Source organism: Frondihabitans sp. 4ASC-45, assembly GCF_049472575.1.
Classification (GTDB): Bacteria; Actinomycetota; Actinomycetes; order Actinomycetales; family Microbacteriaceae; genus Frondihabitans.
In genome coordinates this window covers 292,887-309,324 of the sequence record NZ_JBCEBN010000001.1, presented here as the reverse complement: position 1 = coordinate 309,324, position 16,438 = coordinate 292,887, and the positions used below count along the sequence as shown (strand labels likewise).

Below are 16,438 nucleotides of genomic sequence, written 5' to 3'. Positions count from 1 at the left end.
AAATGGGTCGCGCACGGGCGTGGGCATGGGGATCTCGCGACCTGGAGCGCCCGCATTCCTGACGGATGCGCACGCGCCGCCCCTCCGCACGGGCGTTCGCCCGCTACAGCGCCTACCGTGCACCCCGCCCCCACGAAAGGAACACCATGAGCGACCAGCCCGACACCACCGAACCCCTCGGCGGCGTGACCTCCGGCGAAGCCGACTACGTCGCGGTGAACTCGGCCGGAGTCTCCGCCGAACGCCACGTGCCGAAAGGCGACGAGGAAGTCGGCAAGGGCGAGCAGCTCGACGAGGCCGGACACTTCGACCCCGAGCAGCAGGCGGACGGCAGCGACGGTGGTGACGAGCTGGAGCAGGCGCCTCAGGCGCGACCCGCGAGCGACTGACCTGGCGTCACTGCTCAGTTCTGAGGTGCAGAAGTCAGGAAACGGGGTTCGGGAGGTGCGTGCTTTCGCGCCCCCGTGGGATCCTCGGGGCTCGTCACCTGAGAAGTGAACGAGCGCGTCGACTCATGCCAGCTGCTGAGCGACCGTCTTGCGCGCGATCTTGACGACAGGATCGGCCACGAAGCCGCCCTCTCGCTCGATCTCGAGCAGATCGCGGGCCTGTTCGGCGGTGAGTCCGGCGAAGCAGTCTCCGATCGTGATTCCGTGGGCGGGGCGAGTGCCCACCACGATCTCGTCACCAGCGACCACCGGACCGGCCTTGATCACCCGGAGGTAGGCACCGGGGCGCCCCTCGGCCGTGAAACGCTTGACCCACTGGGGCTCGCGCATACGGCGTGCGAAGGTGGCGCACGGTGTGCGTGGCATCGTCACCTCGACGACCAGGCTTTCGCCGATGTGCCAGCGCTCGCCGAGCACTGCCCCGGTGACATCGAGGCCCGACGTCCGCAGGTTCTCGCCGAAGAGCCCCGGGTCTACGTCGCGACCTAGCAGTGCCCCGAAGTGATTGGCGTCTTCGTCGGCGAAGACATACACCGCCTTGTCGGGGCCGCCGTGATGCACCCGATTGGCCTGAATGTCGCCGTACACGCCCATCTTCTTGACGGCCACGGGCTCGTCAAGAGGCTGCTTGTCGATCGCGGTCACGCCCAGCGACCCCGAATCGGGCTGGAGGCGGGCGACGCGGCAGACGGCAGTGATCGCAGGCATGAGCCCATGGTGCCATCCCGGTCGGCGCGCCGCGAGAGCGAGGATAGCTCGAGGCGCGGGGCTCTAGAGCTCGACGACCTCGAACTCGAGAAGATCGGCGCCGGTCGCGACGGGCTTGGGGGCGGTCGGCTGCTCGGAAGCGGCAGAAGTGTCGGGCGCCGCAGCGGACTGCGCGCTCTGGCCGTGAGCCGCCTTCGCGCCGTTGGCCGACCACTCCTGGAAGCTCTCTTCGGAATCCCACGTCGTCACAACGAAGTAGCGCTCCTCGCCCTTGACCGGACGCAGAAGCTGAAACCCCTCGAACCCCTTGGAGCCGTCGACGGAGTGCTTGCGCGCGGCGAAGCGCTTCTCCAGCTCTGCTCCCTGGCCTTCAGGAACGTGGATGGCATTGATCTTGACGACAGACATCAGGCTCTTTCTCTCGGGCAGCGCTACTCGCACCGCTTTACGAAACTTCGCTGGGGGACGAAGACAGCCTATCCAGGGCGTCTCTGGCGACGCCGGGAGTCTCCACAGGGGCCCCGGGGCGCGCGAATCAGGAACTCAAGAGCGCAGGATCCCACGGGGCGGGGAAGAACGCCCCTCCCGCGCCCAGATGCCTGATTTGTGAGCGGGGGCCGAAGGTATGGAGCGCGTCATATGTCGCCTCAATCGCTCGAACCTGAACGCCCGCTTGACCTCAGGTGCACCCGAGATCCTAGGCTTGAAGAGACTCCGAACACCGGACGGAAACATCGAGAGAAAGCGACCATCGTGGCTGAATACACTCTTCCCGACCTTGCCTACGACTACTCGGCCCTCGCGCCGAGCATCTCGGGCCGCATCATGGAGCTGCACCACTCCAAGCACCACCAGACCTACGTCACCGGCGCGAACACCGCGAACGCCGCCCTCGCCGAAGCACGCGAGACCGGCAACCTCGCGAACGTCAACAAGCTCGAGAAAGACCTCGCGTTCAACCTCGGCGGCCACGTCAACCACTCGATCTTCTGGACCAACATGTCGCCCGACGGCGGCGACAAGCCCACCGGCGACCTCGCCACCGCGATCGACGACCAGTTCGGATCGTTCGACAAGTTCACCGCGCACTTCACCGCGACCGCCCTCGGCGTCCARGGYTCCGGCTGGTCGGTGCTCGCGTACGACATCCTCGGCCAGAAGCTCAGCATCTTCCAGCTGTTCGACCAGCAGGGCAACGTGCCCTTCGGCCTCGTGCCGCTGCTGATGCTCGACGTGTGGGAGCACGCGTACTACCTCGACTACCAGAACGTCCGCGCCGACTACGTCAAAGCGTTCTGGAACATCGTCTCGTGGGAGAACGTCCAGGCCCGCTACACCGCCGCGACCACCAAAACCGACGGCCTCCTCGTCTTCTAAGACCCGCTGTGCTGTGCGCCCATCGCCCTCGTGGCGGTGGGCGCTTCCTTTTTTCTTCGCCGCTACACGACTTACGGCGCGATAGTGAGGACTTTTGATTGACAGTCGGCAGAAGTCCCGGTTAGATCGACTCGAGACCGTTCAACGAATGAAGGATTTCCATGGCTCCCTCCTCTCTGCGCGTCGCCATCGTCGGCACGGGCATGATCGGCGCGGTCCACCGCCGTGCCGCCCGAGATGCCGGTGCCGAAGTGATCGGGGTCCTCGGGTCGAGTGCGGCTCGCTCGGCCGAGTTCGCCGCAGAATGGGGCGTCGCCAGCGGTTACGCCACCTTTGACGAGCTTCTCGCCGACTCACCCGACGTCGTGCAGATCTGCACTCCTAACGGCTCGCACTTCGACTACGCCCTCCAATCCATCGACGCCGGCGTCAATGTCGTCTGCGAGAAGCCGTTGGCGATGACTGCCGAGGAGGCCGCAGTGCTCGCCGAAGCCGCTACTGCCGCGGGGGTTGTCGCCACCGTTCCGTTTGCCTACCGCTATCACCCCATGGTGCGAGAGCTTCGCGCGCGACGAATCGCGGGCGAGCTGGGCGAAGTGCATCTCGTTCACGGCTCCTATCTCCAAGACTGGCTGCTCGATCCTGAATCGTCGTCGTGGCGGGTGGACGCCGCGGTCGGTGGTCGATCTCGTGCATTTGCCGACATCGGATCGCACTGGTGCGATCTCGCCGAGTTCATCTCGGGCGAGCGGTTCGTGGCGGTGTCGGCGACCACGACGGTCGTCTACGCCGAGCGACCTGTTCCGAGCGGCCCCTCCTTCGGCGCCGGGCGGTCGTCGTCGTCCGAGGTCATGCCGGTGACGACCGAAGACGCGGCCATCGTGACTTTCAAGACAGCCTCCGGAGGAGTAGCCAACACGGTCATCTCGCAGGTCTCTGCCGGCCGGAAGAACCGGCTTTGGGTCGAGGTCGACGGATCGAAGGCCTCCGCGGTCTTCGATCAGGAGAACCCCGAGACGGTGTGGTTGGGGACGGAGTCGGGCACCATGCTCCTGCACCGTGCAGAGGGTGTGCCGGATCCTGATCAGGCTCGTCTCAATCGAGTGCCATCGGGTCACCCGCAGGGCTACCCCGACGCGTTCTCGGCGTTCCTTGCCGACACGTACGCGGCTGTTCGGGGCGAGGCTCCCGACGGGCTTCCGACATTCACGGATGGTCTGCGCGCCGCACGCATCATCGACGCCGTCCTCGACAGCGCCGAGTCGTCGTCGTGGACGTCGATCGCTGAGGCATCCCCGGTGCTCACCGAAGGCTGAACCCTCGGGCGCAGGCAGCCTGCAGCTGTCATTGCACCCTGCCACGTCGTCAGCAGCACCCGCCGATCGTGGCAGCCACACCCAGCCGACCCCGGTCGGCACACCTGAATTGGAGAATGCGTGAAACTCGGAATGCTGACCGCCTGCTTGCCGGACTGGTCTCTCGACAAGATCGCCACGTTTGCTAGAGACACCGGATACGAGCGACTCGAGGTCGCAGTCTGGCCCAAGGTCGGAGGTCGCGAATTCGAGGCGTCTCATCTGCCGGTCGCGACTTTCACCGACGACGATGCGGCTCAGACCCGCGAGATCCTTGATCGCACCGGTCTCGAGATCAGTGCCCTTGCGTACTACGAGAACAATCTGCACCAGGATCTCGACACTCGCGACACCGTGCGCACGCACTTGAAGCACTCGATCGACGCCGCTGCCAAACTCAGCGTGCCTTTCGTCGGCACGTTCATCGGCCGCGACAATTCGAAGAGCGTCAAAGAGAACATGGTCGAGGGCTCTCGGGTGTTGCCCGAACTCGTCGACTACGCCGGTGAGCGCGGGGTCAAGCTCATCATCGAGAACTGTGTGATGGAAGGCTGGCACCCCGACGGTTACCCGGGCAACATCGCCTACAGCCCGGAGCTTTGGGACTGGGTGACGGGGCTCGGCTTCGGCCTCAACTGGGATCCTTCGCACCTCACCTGGATCGGGATCGACCCCCTGGAAACGATTCTCCCGTTCGCCGAACACATCGTTCACGCGCAGGCGAAAGACCTGGAGCTGTTTCCGGAGAAGCGCAACCAGTACGGCTTCTTCGGCAAGGTCGACAAGGGCGACAACCCCTGGGAGATGGGCTGGTGGCGCTTCCGGGTGCCCGGTCGCGGCACCGTCGACTGGCCCCACGTGGTCGACCGTCTCTACGAGGCAGGCTTCGACGGAACCCTCTCGGTCGAGCACGAAGACCCGCTGTGGGGTGGCTCGGACGCCAAGATCACCGAGGGGCTCCGCATCGCTCAGAAGACACTTCGCCCTCTCATCGCTCACGAGTGAGACTCGGCACTCGCGAGGTCTGAGGCGGGTGTCCGATTGAGCATGGCGACTGCCTCGCGTTCGCTTGAAGTGAGGCGCCGCTCCGGTGGAGCAAAGTGATCGCTCCTGAGATGGTCTATGCCCAAGCGTCGGCATCTCCATCGCCGGCGGCGTGGTGCGAGGCGAGGTGATGGAGCCCGAGATGTCTGACGCCGAGGGGGCGGCAGACTCGGAATGTGCCGGGCAATGGCCTCGCGAGCGGCTACCGTGACGCGGTGCCAGGCTCGCCGAATGAGTGCGGAGCTCAGCCGCATCGGGACGCGGCCCTCACACGTGATGGCGAGGTCTTTCGAGCGATCCGCTTCGAACGAGTCGGCGTGAAAGGCGTAGCCGTCGATCTCGACACCCAGAACCCCGTCGACGACGAGGTCGATCGAACGGCCGCCCTCCACACCGACCTGCGTCTGCACGTCGTGCCCGTCGGCGACGAAACGAACCCGGCCGACGCTCTCGAGGAAGCTCTGCGACTCTGCATCCGACCAGGTGACGATGCCGCGCGCATCGGACGGCAGGGCGCGCGCGACCTCATGGAGCTCGGCAGGTGTGAAGTGGGGTGAACGGCGTGCCCAATCCCACAGGGCGACCGCCTCTTCGAACTCGGCCTCGACGACGGCTCGCGCTAGGGCGTCTCGCGGGTCTACGGCCCAGGCAGGGCCGCGTGCGACGACCGCGGGGCGGTCGTGAACGACGCGCACTCCTCGTCGCCGATGAAGCCTCGCCGCATTCCGAGCGACGGAGACCACGGGTGGGGGATCGGCCGCCCACATCCAGCCACCGAGAAGCTTGACGGCCGCAGCGCCGGTGAGGCGGCCGCCCACGCTCATTGCGACGAAACGGGGGTCGTCCGGTTCGAAGGTGGAGTACCAGCCGCGCCTCGGGCGCCGCACGATGCCGTCGCGGACAGCGCGGGTGAGTTCGCGGGGGCGGATGCCGTGACGGAGGAGATCTCGGCGGTGAAGGGCGCCGCCGGCTGCTGTGACGAGTTCTTGGATGGAATTCATGCCACCAGCGTGGGGCCGTGTAAATGGGCGCGGAGTCGCCGACGGCGATCTGTGGAGAAGTGGGGCCGGGGTGCGCCCTGTGGAGACGAGGACGTCGGGGTGAAGGGACGCGCACGTCTCAGGAGTTGAGGCTGGGGTGGGACGCGGGGTGCGGGATCCTGCGTTTGGTGGGGCCCGGGTTCCTGACGGACGAACCGGTGCGAGCTCGGCGAGCCTGCCAGGGGCGGCCGGTGAATTGGCAGAGGCGGAACCGCGGCGGAGGAGCTCAGGCTGCGCGTGAGGCCGCGCGCAGGGATCAGGACTAGGAGCGCGCCCGCTGCGAAGAGTCGCGAAAGTCAGCCACCCGCGAGGCCAGATGCCTGAATTGCGCCCCCGAACCGGAGACGACCCCACCGCACGACCCGCGCGCGAGCCCTAGTCGTGCCCGGGGTGCTCGTGCTGCTGGTGCGTCACCGGTTCGAGCTGGAACGTGGAGTGCTCGATCGGAACGCTGAAGTGGTCGAGCACGCAGGTTTGGAGATCGTCGAGAATGCGCGGCGCATGGCCGTCTTCGAAGCAGCCCTGCTCGACCACCACGTGGGCGCTCAGGACCGGCAGCCCGGTCGCGATCTGGGAGGCGTGCAGGTCATGGACTCCCTTCACGTGTGGCAGCTCGAGCATGTGAACGCGCACGGCATCGAGATCAAGGCCCCGTGGCGTCGACTCCAGGAGAACGCTGGTGGTTTCGCGCAGGAGCGAGATGGTGCGCGGAACGATCAAGACAGCGATGAGCATGCCGGCGACGACGTCGGCTCGTGCCCAGCCTGTGAAGGTGATCACGAGCGCGGCGACGATGACCGCGACGGAACCGAGCGCATCGTTCAGGACTTCCAGGAAGGCGGCGCGGAAGTTGAGGTTGGTGCCACGCTCAGAGCTCAGGACGGCCAGCGACGCAGCGTTTCCGACGAGGCCGATGATTCCGAAAACGAGGAGCGATGACGAGGGCACCGACGGCGGCTCGAACAGCCGCTGGACTCCCTCGACAAGCGCGTAGATACCGACCGCGAGCAAGACGGCTGCCTGCCCGAGAGCGGCGAGGACCTCGGCACGACGGTAGCCCCAGGTGAGGCTCGCGGTCGCGGGCCGTGCCATCAGCGAGGCGGCGACGAGTGCCGCGGTGAGCCCGGCGGCATCGGTCAGCATGTGGCCGGCGTCGACGAGCAACGCCAGGCTGTCGGTGACGATGGCTCCCACGACCTCGGCGACGAGAATGGTGAGCGTGATCGCCAGCGCGATGGCCAGGCGGATGCGCGACGAGGGGCCGGATCCTGAAGTGTGACCGTGGTCGTGAGCCATCAGATGCTCTCGTGGTGGTGGCGGATCGTGCCTCCGACGGAGTGCTCCGCCTGGTGGATGGCATCTCGCACGAGCTTCGAGGCGTGGTCGTTCGCGAGGCGGTAGAAGACCCTGTTGCCGTCCTGACGGGTGGACACCATGCGGGCCATCCGGAGCTTGGCGAGGTGTTGCGAAACTGCGGTCGGTGATTTGGAGACGCGTTCAGCGAGGCTGTTCACTGACTGCTCGCCTCCGCCCAGGGCCAGAACGAGTCGCACGCGAGTCGCGTCGGCGAGCATGGAGAAGACTTCGACGGCGAGTTCGACGTAGGTCTCATCGGTGTCGACCGGGTCGACGGGGGCAACCTGCGTATCTTCGAGCATGCGTAGATAGTTGCACGCGAAGGTGGATGGCGCAAGGGAACTGGACGCGAATCAGGAGATGAGGCGCCGCGCGCGCCAGAACATAAGGATCCGACGGGGAGACAGACCAGATCTCCTGAACGGCGCTCGCGAGTCAAAAGACCAGCGACGACCAGCGTCTGCGAGCGCCCGCCAGCGCCCGCCGCGCCCACTAACCCTGAGCCGCGTGCACCGCCACGAGCGCGCGCCGGACGTCGCGCGCGGAGAGCTGCCCCGGCGCGCTCGCGGCGCTCACCGAGCCGAACGTCGCCGAGGATCCGAACACCTCGCCGGCAAGACGGCTCACGACGCCGAGCGGCCCCATCGCCATGGTGATCGCGGGCCGGACGGCCTTCGTCGTCGCGAACTCGGTGGTCGCCTGCATCAGCGTCAGCACGTCGCTCGGCGTCTTCGGCATTACCGCGATCTTCACGACGTCGGCGCCGAGATCCTGCTGGAGTGACAGCCGGGCGAGGATCTGCTCGATCGTCGGGGTGCGCTCGAACTCGTGCGACGACATTACTACCGAGGCGCCGGCCGCGTGGGCGCCGTTCACGATGCGCTCGAGCGAGCCGAGTTCGGTGAACATCTCGACGTCCACTGCTTCCACCAGCCCGGACGCGAGAGACAGGAGGGCCTCGTATGAGCCCGCGTCGATGTCGCGGTGCCCGCCCTCCGGCTTCGAGCGGAAGGTGAAGAGGATGGGCACACCGCGCCGGAGCTCGTCGCGCACGGTCTCGATCGCTCGTTGTACCTCGTCGAGGTCGTCGACGGCGTTGAAGTGGTCGATGCGGAGTTCGACGAGATCGAGGTCGTCGTAGTCGAGTGCGGCGATCTCATCGATCAAGGCCTCGCGGGTCGAGCCGAGAAGGGGCACGATCACGGCCGGCATTCCCGGTCCGAGCACGACGGTGCCGATGTGGGCGGGGCGAATATGGTCGCTCATGCGGAGGCCTCCGCGGGGAGCCCGACAGAGACACGCATGGCCGTCCTGATGTCGTCTTCACTCGGGAGCGGGGAGTCTTGCCGGAGCCCTGAAAAGAGGCGCACCTGGCCGATCGCCTGTTCGACGAGCATGTCGAGGCCGCTGACCGCGATCGCTCCTGCGGCCTGCCAGGAGGTGGCGAGTGGGCTCGGCCACGGGTCGTAGGCCACGTCAAGCAGAACGGATTCGGCGGAGGCCGGCGCGATCCGGGGCTTGTCGACGTCACCGGGGAGCGTGCTGATGACGAAGTCGAGGGTGCGGACGGCGTCGTCGACGGTGAGTGGCTCGACGGTCAGATCGAGGTCGAGTCTCTCGGCGAGTTCGCGCGCGTCGTCGGCCTTCGAGGTGTCGCGAAGGCGGAGGGTGATGCGACTGGCCCCGAGTTCGGCTGCGGCGGCCAGTGCCGAAAGGGCGGTGGCCCCACCGCCGAGGATCGTGCACGACTCGTGCCGCGCCGACGTGGCTCGGCCGACAGCCCGTGTGATGCCGTCGACATCGGTATTGAAGCCAGCGAGAGTCGCGCGGACCTGATCGTGTTTCAGGACGACAGTGTTCGCCACGCCAAGGGCCTGAACCAGCGGGGAAGCGTCGTCCAATAGGGGGATGACCTCACGCTTCAGGGGCATGGTGAGGCTGAGGCCGAGCCAGCTCTCGTCGAGCCCGCCCACGAACGCCTCGAGCTCGCCCGAGGCGACCTCGGCGCGACCGTAGTCCATGTCGAGGCCGAGGCGCGCGAACGCGGTCGACTGCAGAAGGGGGGAGAGGGAATGCTCGATGGGTGACCCGAGCACGGCGAGACGGCGCATTCTGCGATCTTAACGAGGCTCGCGGAGGACCGAGGCCATCTCGTCAAGGGCCGTTCGCGCCTCAGGAACCCAGTGGGCACCCGGAAAGTCGTGGAAGCCGCCGTGGACGACGTGCAGGTCGACGTGCCCACCCGCGCGAGCGATTCTCCGCGCGAGTTCCTCCGCGTCGGCGAACAGAACGTCGTGATCGCCCTGCTGAATGTGGATGGGCGGCAGCGAGGCCAGGTCGCCGAGAAGCGGGCTGACGAGTGGATCGGTCGGCGCCAGCTCGCCAGCCCACATCCGGCCGGCCTCGGCGAGCCCGCGCGGAGCCAGCATGTGGTCGAGGGGCGCTAGGGCATCGACTCCGGGATTCGTCATCGTGGCCTCGACCCAGGGGGAGATCAGCACGATGCTCGCGGGCTGGATGCCGCCTCGGTCTCGGTACTGCTGCGCCTGCGCCAGAGCGAGCCCGCCGCCCGCCGAATCGCCCCCGAGGTGGACGGCCGCGCCGAACTCGGTCGTCGCCTGATCGAAGACTTCCTCGAGAAACGGCAGGGCGTCCGACACGGTGTGCTCAGGCGCCAGACCGTAGAGGGGAACATCGATGCTGACACCGCTCCGTGCGACGAGCCGCGCCAGGATTCCCCACTGGGCCGCGCCGATCGGGAACACGTAGCAGCCGCCGTGCGTGTAGATCAGGTGCGTGCCGTTGGGTGAGCGCCGGGGAGTCAGCCGAATGACCCGCCGCCCGGCGACAGTGCGCTCGGTGACGTGCGCCACGCGTTTTACAAGCGGTGTGGGCTCGGCAGCATCGCCGCGCGATTCGATTGCGTGGCGGAGCGTGACGGCGTCGGTCGTTGTGCGCTTTCGCAGAACGAGGAGCCTGCGGGTGGCGGTGAGCAGCGTCGACATGAGCCGAGGGTAGCGGGATGGAGAGCGAGGGGGTGCCGAGCGGCGTGGGCCGGATCCTTGGTCGGCACTAGGTCAAACTGACCTTAAGGGTTAGAGTCAACTCGACCTTAACCCTGCACACCGACCGGCGAGGCATCCTGATGAGCGAACAAGCACCGCATGACGTCGCAGTCGCGTCGCCCGCGCTGGCCGTCTCGACGGTGATCTTCTCGCTCCTGCCCTCCGAGTCGACCGGGCGCATGGCGCTTCACATTCCTCTTGTCCGCCGCATTCGTGAGCCGTACCGAGGCCTGTGGGCGCTGCCGGGAGGGCCTCTCGGTGCCGACGAAGACCTCTCCGACGCCGCCCGACGGCACCTGCTCGACACCACGGCGCTCTCGCCGACCTATCTGGAGCAGCTCTATGCGTTCGGGGCACGCGGCCGTTCACTCGCCGAACGCGTCGTGTCGATCGTCTACTGGGCGCTCGTAGCCCGGCAGGCCGAAGATCAGAGCTCAGGATCCGGCACGGCCGACCCCGTGCCACTCGTCCAGGGCGACCCGAACGTCTGCTGGTTCGACGCCGACGACCTGCCGTCCCTGGCCTTCGACCACGGCACCATCGTCGACTACGCCCTCTGGCGGCTCCGCACGAAGATGGAGTACAGCCGTATCGCGGGGGCATTCATCGGCGACACGTTCACGCTCGCCCAACTGCGCGAGGTGCACGAGGCCGTGCTCGGGCGCGAACTCGACCCCGCCAACTTCCGCCGGATGATCGAGGCGAGCGATGCGGTCGTTCCGACGGGCGAGTTCTTGACCGGGACGAAACACCGGCCGCCGCGTCTCTACCGCTACAACCACGCGTCCGCTCCGAGCGGCGACAACCCCCTGAGCACTCGAGAAAGCCGAACCGCATGACCAGCGTCGACACCACCATCCGTCGCATCACGAACGGCGAGAGCCCGGGCGAAGTGTGCGCCACCGATCTGCGCGAGGCGCCCTGGGCCTTCGACACGGGCGTGCCCTCGTACGGTCCGGGCTCGTCGATGTTCGACCCGATTCCTGCCCGGTCGCCCCTGCAGGGGGAGATCCCCGTGGAATACCGCAAGGCATCGGCTGACGAACTGCACCGTCGGATCCTTGCCGCGAAAGCGATCCTCGGCGACCGCGTCCTGATGCTCGGACACTTCTACCAGCGCGACGAAGTCGTGCAGTACGCCGACTACGTGGGCGACTCGTTCCAGCTCGCGGTCAAGGCGAAGGCGTCGCCCGAGGCCGAGGCGATCGTGTTCTGCGGGGTGCACTTCATGGCCGAGACGGCCGACCTCCTGTCGACGCCGTCACAGGCCGTGATCCTGCCCAACCTCGCGGCCGGCTGTTCGATGGCCGACATGGCCGATATCGACAGTGTGGAGGCTGCGTGGGAGCAGCTCGAAGGCGTCTACGGCGACCTCACCGCACTCGACGACGAGGGCAAAGTGCCGGTGATCCCCGTCACCTACATGAACTCGGCCGCCGATCTCAAAGGGTTCTGCGGTCGCCACGGCGGCATCGTCTGCACCTCGTCGAACGCCGAGACAGTGCTCGAATGGGCCTTCGCGCGAGGTCAGCGGGTGCTCTTCTTCCCTGACCAGCACCTCGGGCGCAATACCGCGAAGGCGATGGGCGTGCCGCTCGAGGAGATGCCGATGTGGAACCCGCGTCGCCCCCTCGGCGGATCGACGCCCGAGCAGCTCGACGACGCCAAGGTGATTCTCTGGAATGGCTTCTGCTCGGTGCACAAGCGCTTCACCGTCGCGCAGATCGAGGCGGCACGCGCGGAGCACCCCGGTGTTCAGGTGATCGTCCACCCCGAATGCCCGATGCCCGTCGTCGACGCGGCCGACTCCTACGGATCGACCGACTTCATCGTCAAGGCGATCGCCGCGGCGCCCGCAGGATCGACGTTTGCCATCGGCACCGAGATCAACCTCGTGCAGAGACTCGCGCAGGAGTATCCGCAGCACACGATCTTCTGCCTCGACTCCGTCGTCTGCCCGTGCTCGACGATGTACCGCATCCACCCCGGCTATATCGCGTGGGCTCTCGAGGCGCTCATCGGCACGGCCGACCGCCCCGCCGAGGTGCTGAACCGCATCACGGTGCCGACCGACGTCGCCGAACCCGCCCGGGTCGCTCTCGAGCGGATGCTCCAGGCCAAGCCGAATCACACGGTCTCGGTCTGACATGGCGCTCACGAATCAGGAACAACGCGAGGTCGTGGTCGTCGGATCCGGTCTCGCCGGTCTCACCGCGGCCCTCCGCGCCGAGTCGCTCGGGCACAGCGTCACGCTCGTCACAAAGGGGGCTCTCGACGAGAGCAACTCGCGCTGGGCGCAGGGGGGCATAGCCGCCGCTGTCTTCGATGACGACTCGGTCGCCTTGCACGTGACCGACACGCTCGCAGCGGGCGCGGGGCTCTCGATCCGCCGAGCGGTCGAAGTGCTCTGCGCCGACGGGGCGATCCGCATCGACGACCTCGTCCGCTGGGGAGTCGACTTCGATCGAGACGGGGCGGACTGGTCTCGCGGGCTCGAAGCAGCCCACAGTCGGCCGCGGGTGCTGCACGCCGGCGGAGACGCGACCGGTAAGGCCATCGTTCTTGCCCTCATCGAGCGCCTCGGCCACACCACCGTCCGCGTCATCGAGAATGCGTTCGTTCTCGACCTGGTGGTTGCTCGGGTGCAGCCGTCCGGAGCCCGCAGTGCCGCTGGCACGCGCGTCGTCGGCGTCGACCTGCTGGTCGCCGGTTCAGAGCTCAGGATCCGAGGCGACGCCGTGGTGCTCGCGACCGGAGGTGCCGGGCAGCTCTACGAATTCACTACCAATCCGGCCGGAGCCACCGGCGACGGCCTCGCCGCGGCCTGGCGTGCCGGTGCCCGGGTCGACGACCTCGAGTTCTACCAGTTCCACCCCACGGCACTGGCGGTGCCCGGAAGCTTCCTGATTTCTGAAGCGGTCCGCGGTGAGGGGGCGGTTCTGCTGGACGCAGGCGGACGCCGATTCATGGCCGGGATCGACCCTCGCGCCGAACTCGCACCACGCGACATCGTCGCGCGCGGGATAGCCGCACAGATGGCGGCGCAGGCGGGGCTGCCCGTGCATCTCGACGCCACCGCCCTCGGCCGAACCACGCTGGAGCGCCGGTTCCCGACGATCAGCGCCGCCACGCGCGCGGCCGGGCTCGACTGGTCTGTCGACCCGATCCCGGTCACACCCGCGGCCCACTACTTCATGGGCGGAGTGACCACCGATATCGACGGCCGCACGTCCCTTGCGGGTCTCTACGCGGTCGGCGAAGTCGCGTCGACCGGCGTCCACGGAGCGAACCGTCTGGCCTCGAACTCACTGCTCGAAGCCGCTGTATTCGGGTGGCGGGCGATCGAGGCGATCGGTGGCGACGATCTTGGCGACGCGAGCACTCTCGAAGGCGCTCGCCCCGAGCCCGTCGCGCGAGACGGGGCGACCGGGGCGAGCCGTGGGATCCTGCGTTCTGATCTGCAGCGGGTGATGTGGGAGCACGTCGGAGTGACCCGGTCGGAGCGGGGGCTGCGTAAGGCCGAGGAGTGGCTGGCCGAGGCGATCGTCGAGGTGCCACGGGACCGCCTCGGCGTCGGAGACAGCGTCGATCGCACGGACCGCACCGATCGCACCGACCGCACGGACCGCACCGACCGCACCGACCGCACCGACCGCTTCGACCTCGAGACCGCCAACCTGCTCGATGTCGCTCGTCTGGTCGTCGCCGGGGCGCTTGCTCGCGAGGAGTCGCGCGGGGCGCATTTCAGGATCGACTTTCCGCATCCATCCACCGAATTCGCCCACCCGCTGTCGTGGGCACGAGAGGTACCGCAGCATGCTCACCGATGACGCGATCGAGCAGGTCGTCCGACTGGCCCTCCGGGAGGACGCCCCCTGGGGCGACGTGACGAGCGAGGCGCTCATCCCCATCGATGCCACCGCGACCGCCTCCGTCGTGGCCCGCGAGGCCGGGGTGCTGAGCGGGGTCCGAGTGCTGAGAGAGACCGCGCGGCAGGTCGATCCGTTGATCGAGGTCGAGACCCGTGCTGCCGACGGCGATCGGTTCGAGGCCGGAGACACGGTGGCTGTCGTACGTGGATCGGCACGATCCATCCTGAGAGCCGAACGCGTGGCGCTCAACCTGCTGCAGCGGCTGTCGGGCATCGCGACGCTGACTTCGGAGTACGTGGCTCTCACCGCGGGCACGTCCGCTCAGATCGTCGACACGCGCAAGACGACTCCGGGGCTCCGCGCGCTCGAACGCGACGCGGTCGTGGCGGGTGGCGGACGAAACCACCGCTTCTCTCTCTCGGACGCGGTGCTCGTGAAAGACAATCACCTGGCCGTGCTCCTGGCCTCCGGATTGACGGTGACCGAGGCTCTTCTGACCATGAAGGCGAAGCTGTCGCATACGACTCACGTGGAGGTCGAGGTCGATCGCCTCGACCAGATCGAAGACGTTCTGGTCGCCGGAGTCGACACGATCATGCTCGACAACTTCTCACCCGCCGACCTCGTCGCCGGGGTCGCCGCCGTCGCCGGACGAGCTCTCGTGGAGGCGAGCGGAGGCGTCAATCTCGAGACGGTCGCCGCCATCGCCCGATCCGGGGTCGATCTCATCTCGGTGGGCGCTCTCACGCACAGCGTCCGGGCGCTCGACCTGGGTCTCGACATCTCGATCGACTCCCGCGCGGGTTCGTCGGGCCGAGCACCCGCCGGATTCGCCGCCCTGTGATCGGTCGCTGACCGTGCTCTATCTCGACGCCGCAGCCACGTCGCCCGTTCGTCGCGAGGCACTGGAGGCGATGTGGCCGTATCTCACGGGTGATTTCGGCAACCCGTCGAGTCGGCACACCGTCGGTGAGTCGGCCGCGCGTGCACTTGAGGGTGCGCGCTCCGCCGTCGCATCCTGGCTCGGATGCCGCCCGGGCGAGGTCGTCTTCACGGCGGGGGGAACGGAGGCCGACAACCTGGCCATCAAGGGCATAGCCCTCGGCAACCCGCGCGGCCGCCACCTGGTGACCACTGAGATCGAGCACGAAGGGGTGCTCGAGTCGGTGTCGTTTCTCGCCCGATTCCTCGATTTCGAGGTCTCGTTCGTGCCGCTAACTCCGACCGGAATTGTCACGCCCGACGCCCTCAGATCCGTCCTGAGAACTGACACGACGCTCGTCTCGATCGCCCACGCCAACAACGAGATCGGCACCGTCCAAGACATCCCGGCGCTGAGTGCCATCACCAGGGCTGCGGGCATTCCGTTCCACACCGATGCTGTTCAGTCCGCAGGATGGCTCGACACGCGAGTCGACCACCTCGGTGTTCAGGCTCTGACGATATCGGGCCACAAACTCGGCGCCCCTAAAGGGGTCGGCGCCCTCTTCGTGGCCGGCCGTCTACCGATCGAACCGGTTCTGCACGGCGGCGGACAGGAGCGCGGTCGCCGTTCAGGAACAGAGAACGTCGCAGGATCCGTGGCGCTGGCCGTGGCCGCTCAGCTTGCCGAATCCGAGCGTCTCGCGCGAGCGGACTCGGCGCGCACTGCCCGCGACGCCTTCATCACCGATGTCCTGGCGCGCGTTCCCGACGCTCGGCTCACCGGCCCGACAGGTGCTTGGCGCCTGCCGGCGAACGCCTCGTTCGTGTTCCCGGGCACGAGTGGCGAATCGGTGCTGCTCGAACTGGAGCGCCGAGGTGTCGTGTCGTCGAGCGGCTCCGCGTGCGCGGCTGGGAGCGACGAGCCGTCACACGTGCTGATGGCTCTAGGCGTGCCGGCGGACGTGGCGCAGACGTCGGTGCGATTCACGTGGGGCGGCGAGGTGACGGCCGCGGCGCTGACCGACGTGGCCGCGGCGGTGGAGGCGGCGGTGGGTGTGGTGCGCGGGTTGGGCGCGCGGCGCTGAGGTGTGCTTGGGCGCGGCGGTGGTGGCGACGTGCGCGGGTGCGCGTTTCAGGAGTGGGAGCGCGGGTGGGCCGCGCGTGCGGGGCTGGAGCGCCGCATCGCGCCTGGGTGCCTGAGTTGCGCGCCGGGGAGGGCCGCGCGGAGCGCTCGTTTGCGAGGCGCGG

The 16,438-nt window shown here is 67.7% G+C and carries 17 protein-coding genes; 9 read left to right on the top strand and 8 right to left on the bottom strand.

All coding sequences use genetic code 11. From position 1 onward, the window contains the following. Nucleotides 1-146 precede the first annotated feature (146 nt). Nucleotides 147-389: a hypothetical protein gene (locus VH571_RS01385; protein WP_055960079.1), complete on the top strand. Its 243-nt coding sequence runs from the start codon at nt 147-149 to the stop codon at nt 387-389. Nucleotides 390-512: 123 nt separating this feature from the next. Here VH571_RS01385 and VH571_RS01380 read toward each other — a convergent pair whose 3' ends face one another. Beyond that, the gene (locus VH571_RS01380) at nt 513-1,157 is read right to left on the bottom strand and encodes an MOSC domain-containing protein (RefSeq protein ID WP_423262964.1); all 645 of its coding nucleotides are present in this window, start codon (nt 1,155-1,157) and stop codon (nt 513-515) included. 63 nt (nt 1,158-1,220) lie between these two features. Further along, nucleotides 1,221-1,565 carry an antibiotic biosynthesis monooxygenase family protein gene (locus VH571_RS01375; protein WP_423262963.1) on the bottom strand — a complete coding sequence of 115 codons (345 nt, stop codon included), beginning with the start codon at nt 1,563-1,565 and terminating at the stop codon, nt 1,221-1,223. Between the two features lie 345 nt (nt 1,566-1,910). Here VH571_RS01375 and VH571_RS01370 point away from each other — a divergent pair, with 345 nt between their 5' ends. From VH571_RS01370 to VH571_RS01360, 3 genes are all read left to right on the top strand, one after another. Further along, nucleotides 1,911-2,534: a superoxide dismutase gene (locus VH571_RS01370; RefSeq protein ID WP_123941575.1), complete on the top strand. Its 624-nt coding sequence runs from the start codon at nt 1,911-1,913 to the stop codon at nt 2,532-2,534. A gap of 161 nt (nt 2,535-2,695) precedes the next feature. After that, complete coding sequence (locus VH571_RS01365) at nt 2,696-3,850, top strand: Gfo/Idh/MocA family protein (protein ID WP_423262962.1); 1,155 nt, start codon at nt 2,696-2,698, stop codon at nt 3,848-3,850. Between the two features lie 120 nt (nt 3,851-3,970). Next, entirely contained in the window at nt 3,971-4,894 is a 924-nt protein-coding gene (locus VH571_RS01360) for a sugar phosphate isomerase/epimerase family protein (protein ID WP_423262961.1), read from the top strand. On the opposite strand, the gene VH571_RS01355 is transcribed toward VH571_RS01360, so the two are convergent. The 6 genes from VH571_RS01355 to VH571_RS01330 all read right to left on the bottom strand — a co-directional run bounded on the left by VH571_RS01355 (nt 4,885) and on the right by VH571_RS01330 (nt 10,334). Continuing rightward, nucleotides 4,885-5,934, bottom strand: a complete 1,050-nt coding sequence (locus VH571_RS01355) for a hypothetical protein (protein WP_423262960.1) — start codon at nt 5,932-5,934, stop codon at nt 4,885-4,887. The genes VH571_RS01360 and VH571_RS01355 overlap by 10 nt on opposite strands. Nucleotides 5,935-6,348: 414 nt before the next feature. After that, on the bottom strand, nt 6,349-7,269 hold the full coding sequence (locus VH571_RS01350) for a cation diffusion facilitator family transporter (protein WP_423262959.1): 921 nt from the start codon (nt 7,267-7,269) through the stop codon (nt 6,349-6,351). After that, entirely contained in the window at nt 7,269-7,631 is a 363-nt protein-coding gene (locus tag VH571_RS01345; RefSeq protein ID WP_423262958.1) for an ArsR/SmtB family transcription factor, read from the bottom strand. Before VH571_RS01345 ends, VH571_RS01350 begins: the two co-directional genes overlap by 1 nt. A 190-nt stretch (nt 7,632-7,821) precedes the next feature. Further along, nucleotides 7,822-8,595: a type I 3-dehydroquinate dehydratase gene (aroD, locus tag VH571_RS01340; RefSeq protein WP_423262957.1), complete on the bottom strand. Its 774-nt coding sequence runs from the start codon at nt 8,593-8,595 to the stop codon at nt 7,822-7,824. Continuing rightward, nucleotides 8,592-9,440, bottom strand: coding sequence for a shikimate dehydrogenase (locus VH571_RS01335; protein WP_423262956.1), 849 nt, complete (start codon nt 9,438-9,440; stop codon nt 8,592-8,594). The genes aroD and VH571_RS01335 overlap by 4 nt, the downstream gene beginning before the upstream one ends. 9 nt (nt 9,441-9,449) lie before the next feature. Next, nucleotides 9,450-10,334, bottom strand: coding sequence for an alpha/beta hydrolase fold domain-containing protein (locus VH571_RS01330; RefSeq protein WP_423262954.1), 885 nt, complete (start codon nt 10,332-10,334; stop codon nt 9,450-9,452). A 140-nt stretch (nt 10,335-10,474) separates the two neighbouring features. Here VH571_RS01330 and VH571_RS01325 point away from each other — a divergent pair, with 140 nt between their 5' ends. From VH571_RS01325 to VH571_RS01305, 5 genes are read left to right on the top strand one after another with little or no spacing between them, the layout of a single operon-like run. After that, on the top strand, nt 10,475-11,233 hold the full coding sequence (locus VH571_RS01325; protein ID WP_423262953.1) for an NUDIX hydrolase: 759 nt from the start codon (nt 10,475-10,477) through the stop codon (nt 11,231-11,233). Then, nucleotides 11,230-12,540 carry a quinolinate synthase NadA gene (gene nadA / locus VH571_RS01320; RefSeq protein WP_423262952.1) on the top strand — a complete coding sequence of 437 codons (1,311 nt, stop codon included), beginning with the start codon at nt 11,230-11,232 and terminating at the stop codon, nt 12,538-12,540. Before VH571_RS01325 ends, nadA begins: the two co-directional genes overlap by 4 nt. Before the next feature lies 1 nt (nt 12,541). Then, complete coding sequence (nadB, locus tag VH571_RS01315) at nt 12,542-14,224, top strand: L-aspartate oxidase (protein WP_423262951.1); 1,683 nt, start codon at nt 12,542-12,544, stop codon at nt 14,222-14,224. Then, nucleotides 14,211-15,110 carry a carboxylating nicotinate-nucleotide diphosphorylase gene (gene nadC / locus VH571_RS01310; protein WP_423262950.1) on the top strand — a complete coding sequence of 300 codons (900 nt, stop codon included), beginning with the start codon at nt 14,211-14,213 and terminating at the stop codon, nt 15,108-15,110. The genes nadB and nadC overlap by 14 nt, the downstream gene beginning before the upstream one ends. Nucleotides 15,111-15,123: 13 nt before the next feature. After that, a complete protein-coding gene (locus VH571_RS01305) occupies nt 15,124-16,275 on the top strand; it encodes a cysteine desulfurase family protein (RefSeq protein WP_423262949.1) in 1,152 nt (383 codons plus the stop codon). Nucleotides 16,276-16,438: the final 163 nt, after the last annotated feature.

Excerpts from the sequence above, each read along its gene's own strand:
- VH571_RS01385 (WP_055960079.1), top strand. The coding sequence starts at position 147 with ATGAGCGACCAGCCCGACACCACCGAACCCCTCGGCGGCGTGACCTCC.
- VH571_RS01380 (WP_423262964.1), bottom strand. The coding sequence starts at position 1,157 with ATGCCTGCGATCACTGCCGTCTGCCGCGTCGCCCGCCTCCAGCCCGAT.
- VH571_RS01375 (WP_423262963.1), bottom strand. The coding sequence starts at position 1,565 with ATGTCTGTCGTCAAGATCAATGCCATCCACGTTCCTGAAGGCCAGGGA.
- VH571_RS01365 (WP_423262962.1), top strand. The coding sequence starts at position 2,696 with ATGGCTCCCTCCTCTCTGCGCGTCGCCATCGTCGGCACGGGCATGATC.
- VH571_RS01355 (WP_423262960.1), bottom strand. The coding sequence starts at position 5,934 with ATGAATTCCATCCAAGAACTCGTCACAGCAGCCGGCGGCGCCCTTCAC.
- VH571_RS01350 (WP_423262959.1), bottom strand. The coding sequence starts at position 7,269 with ATGGCTCACGACCACGGTCACACTTCAGGATCCGGCCCCTCGTCGCGC.
- VH571_RS01345 (WP_423262958.1), bottom strand. The coding sequence starts at position 7,631 with ATGCTCGAAGATACGCAGGTTGCCCCCGTCGACCCGGTCGACACCGAT.
- aroD (WP_423262957.1), bottom strand. The coding sequence starts at position 8,595 with ATGAGCGACCATATTCGCCCCGCCCACATCGGCACCGTCGTGCTCGGA.
- VH571_RS01335 (WP_423262956.1), bottom strand. The coding sequence starts at position 9,440 with ATGCGCCGTCTCGCCGTGCTCGGGTCACCCATCGAGCATTCCCTCTCC.
- VH571_RS01330 (WP_423262954.1), bottom strand. The coding sequence starts at position 10,334 with ATGTCGACGCTGCTCACCGCCACCCGCAGGCTCCTCGTTCTGCGAAAG.
- VH571_RS01325 (WP_423262953.1), top strand. The coding sequence starts at position 10,475 with ATGAGCGAACAAGCACCGCATGACGTCGCAGTCGCGTCGCCCGCGCTG.
- nadA (WP_423262952.1), top strand. The coding sequence starts at position 11,230 with ATGACCAGCGTCGACACCACCATCCGTCGCATCACGAACGGCGAGAGC.
- nadB (WP_423262951.1), top strand. The coding sequence starts at position 12,542 with ATGGCGCTCACGAATCAGGAACAACGCGAGGTCGTGGTCGTCGGATCC.
- nadC (WP_423262950.1), top strand. The coding sequence starts at position 14,211 with ATGCTCACCGATGACGCGATCGAGCAGGTCGTCCGACTGGCCCTCCGG.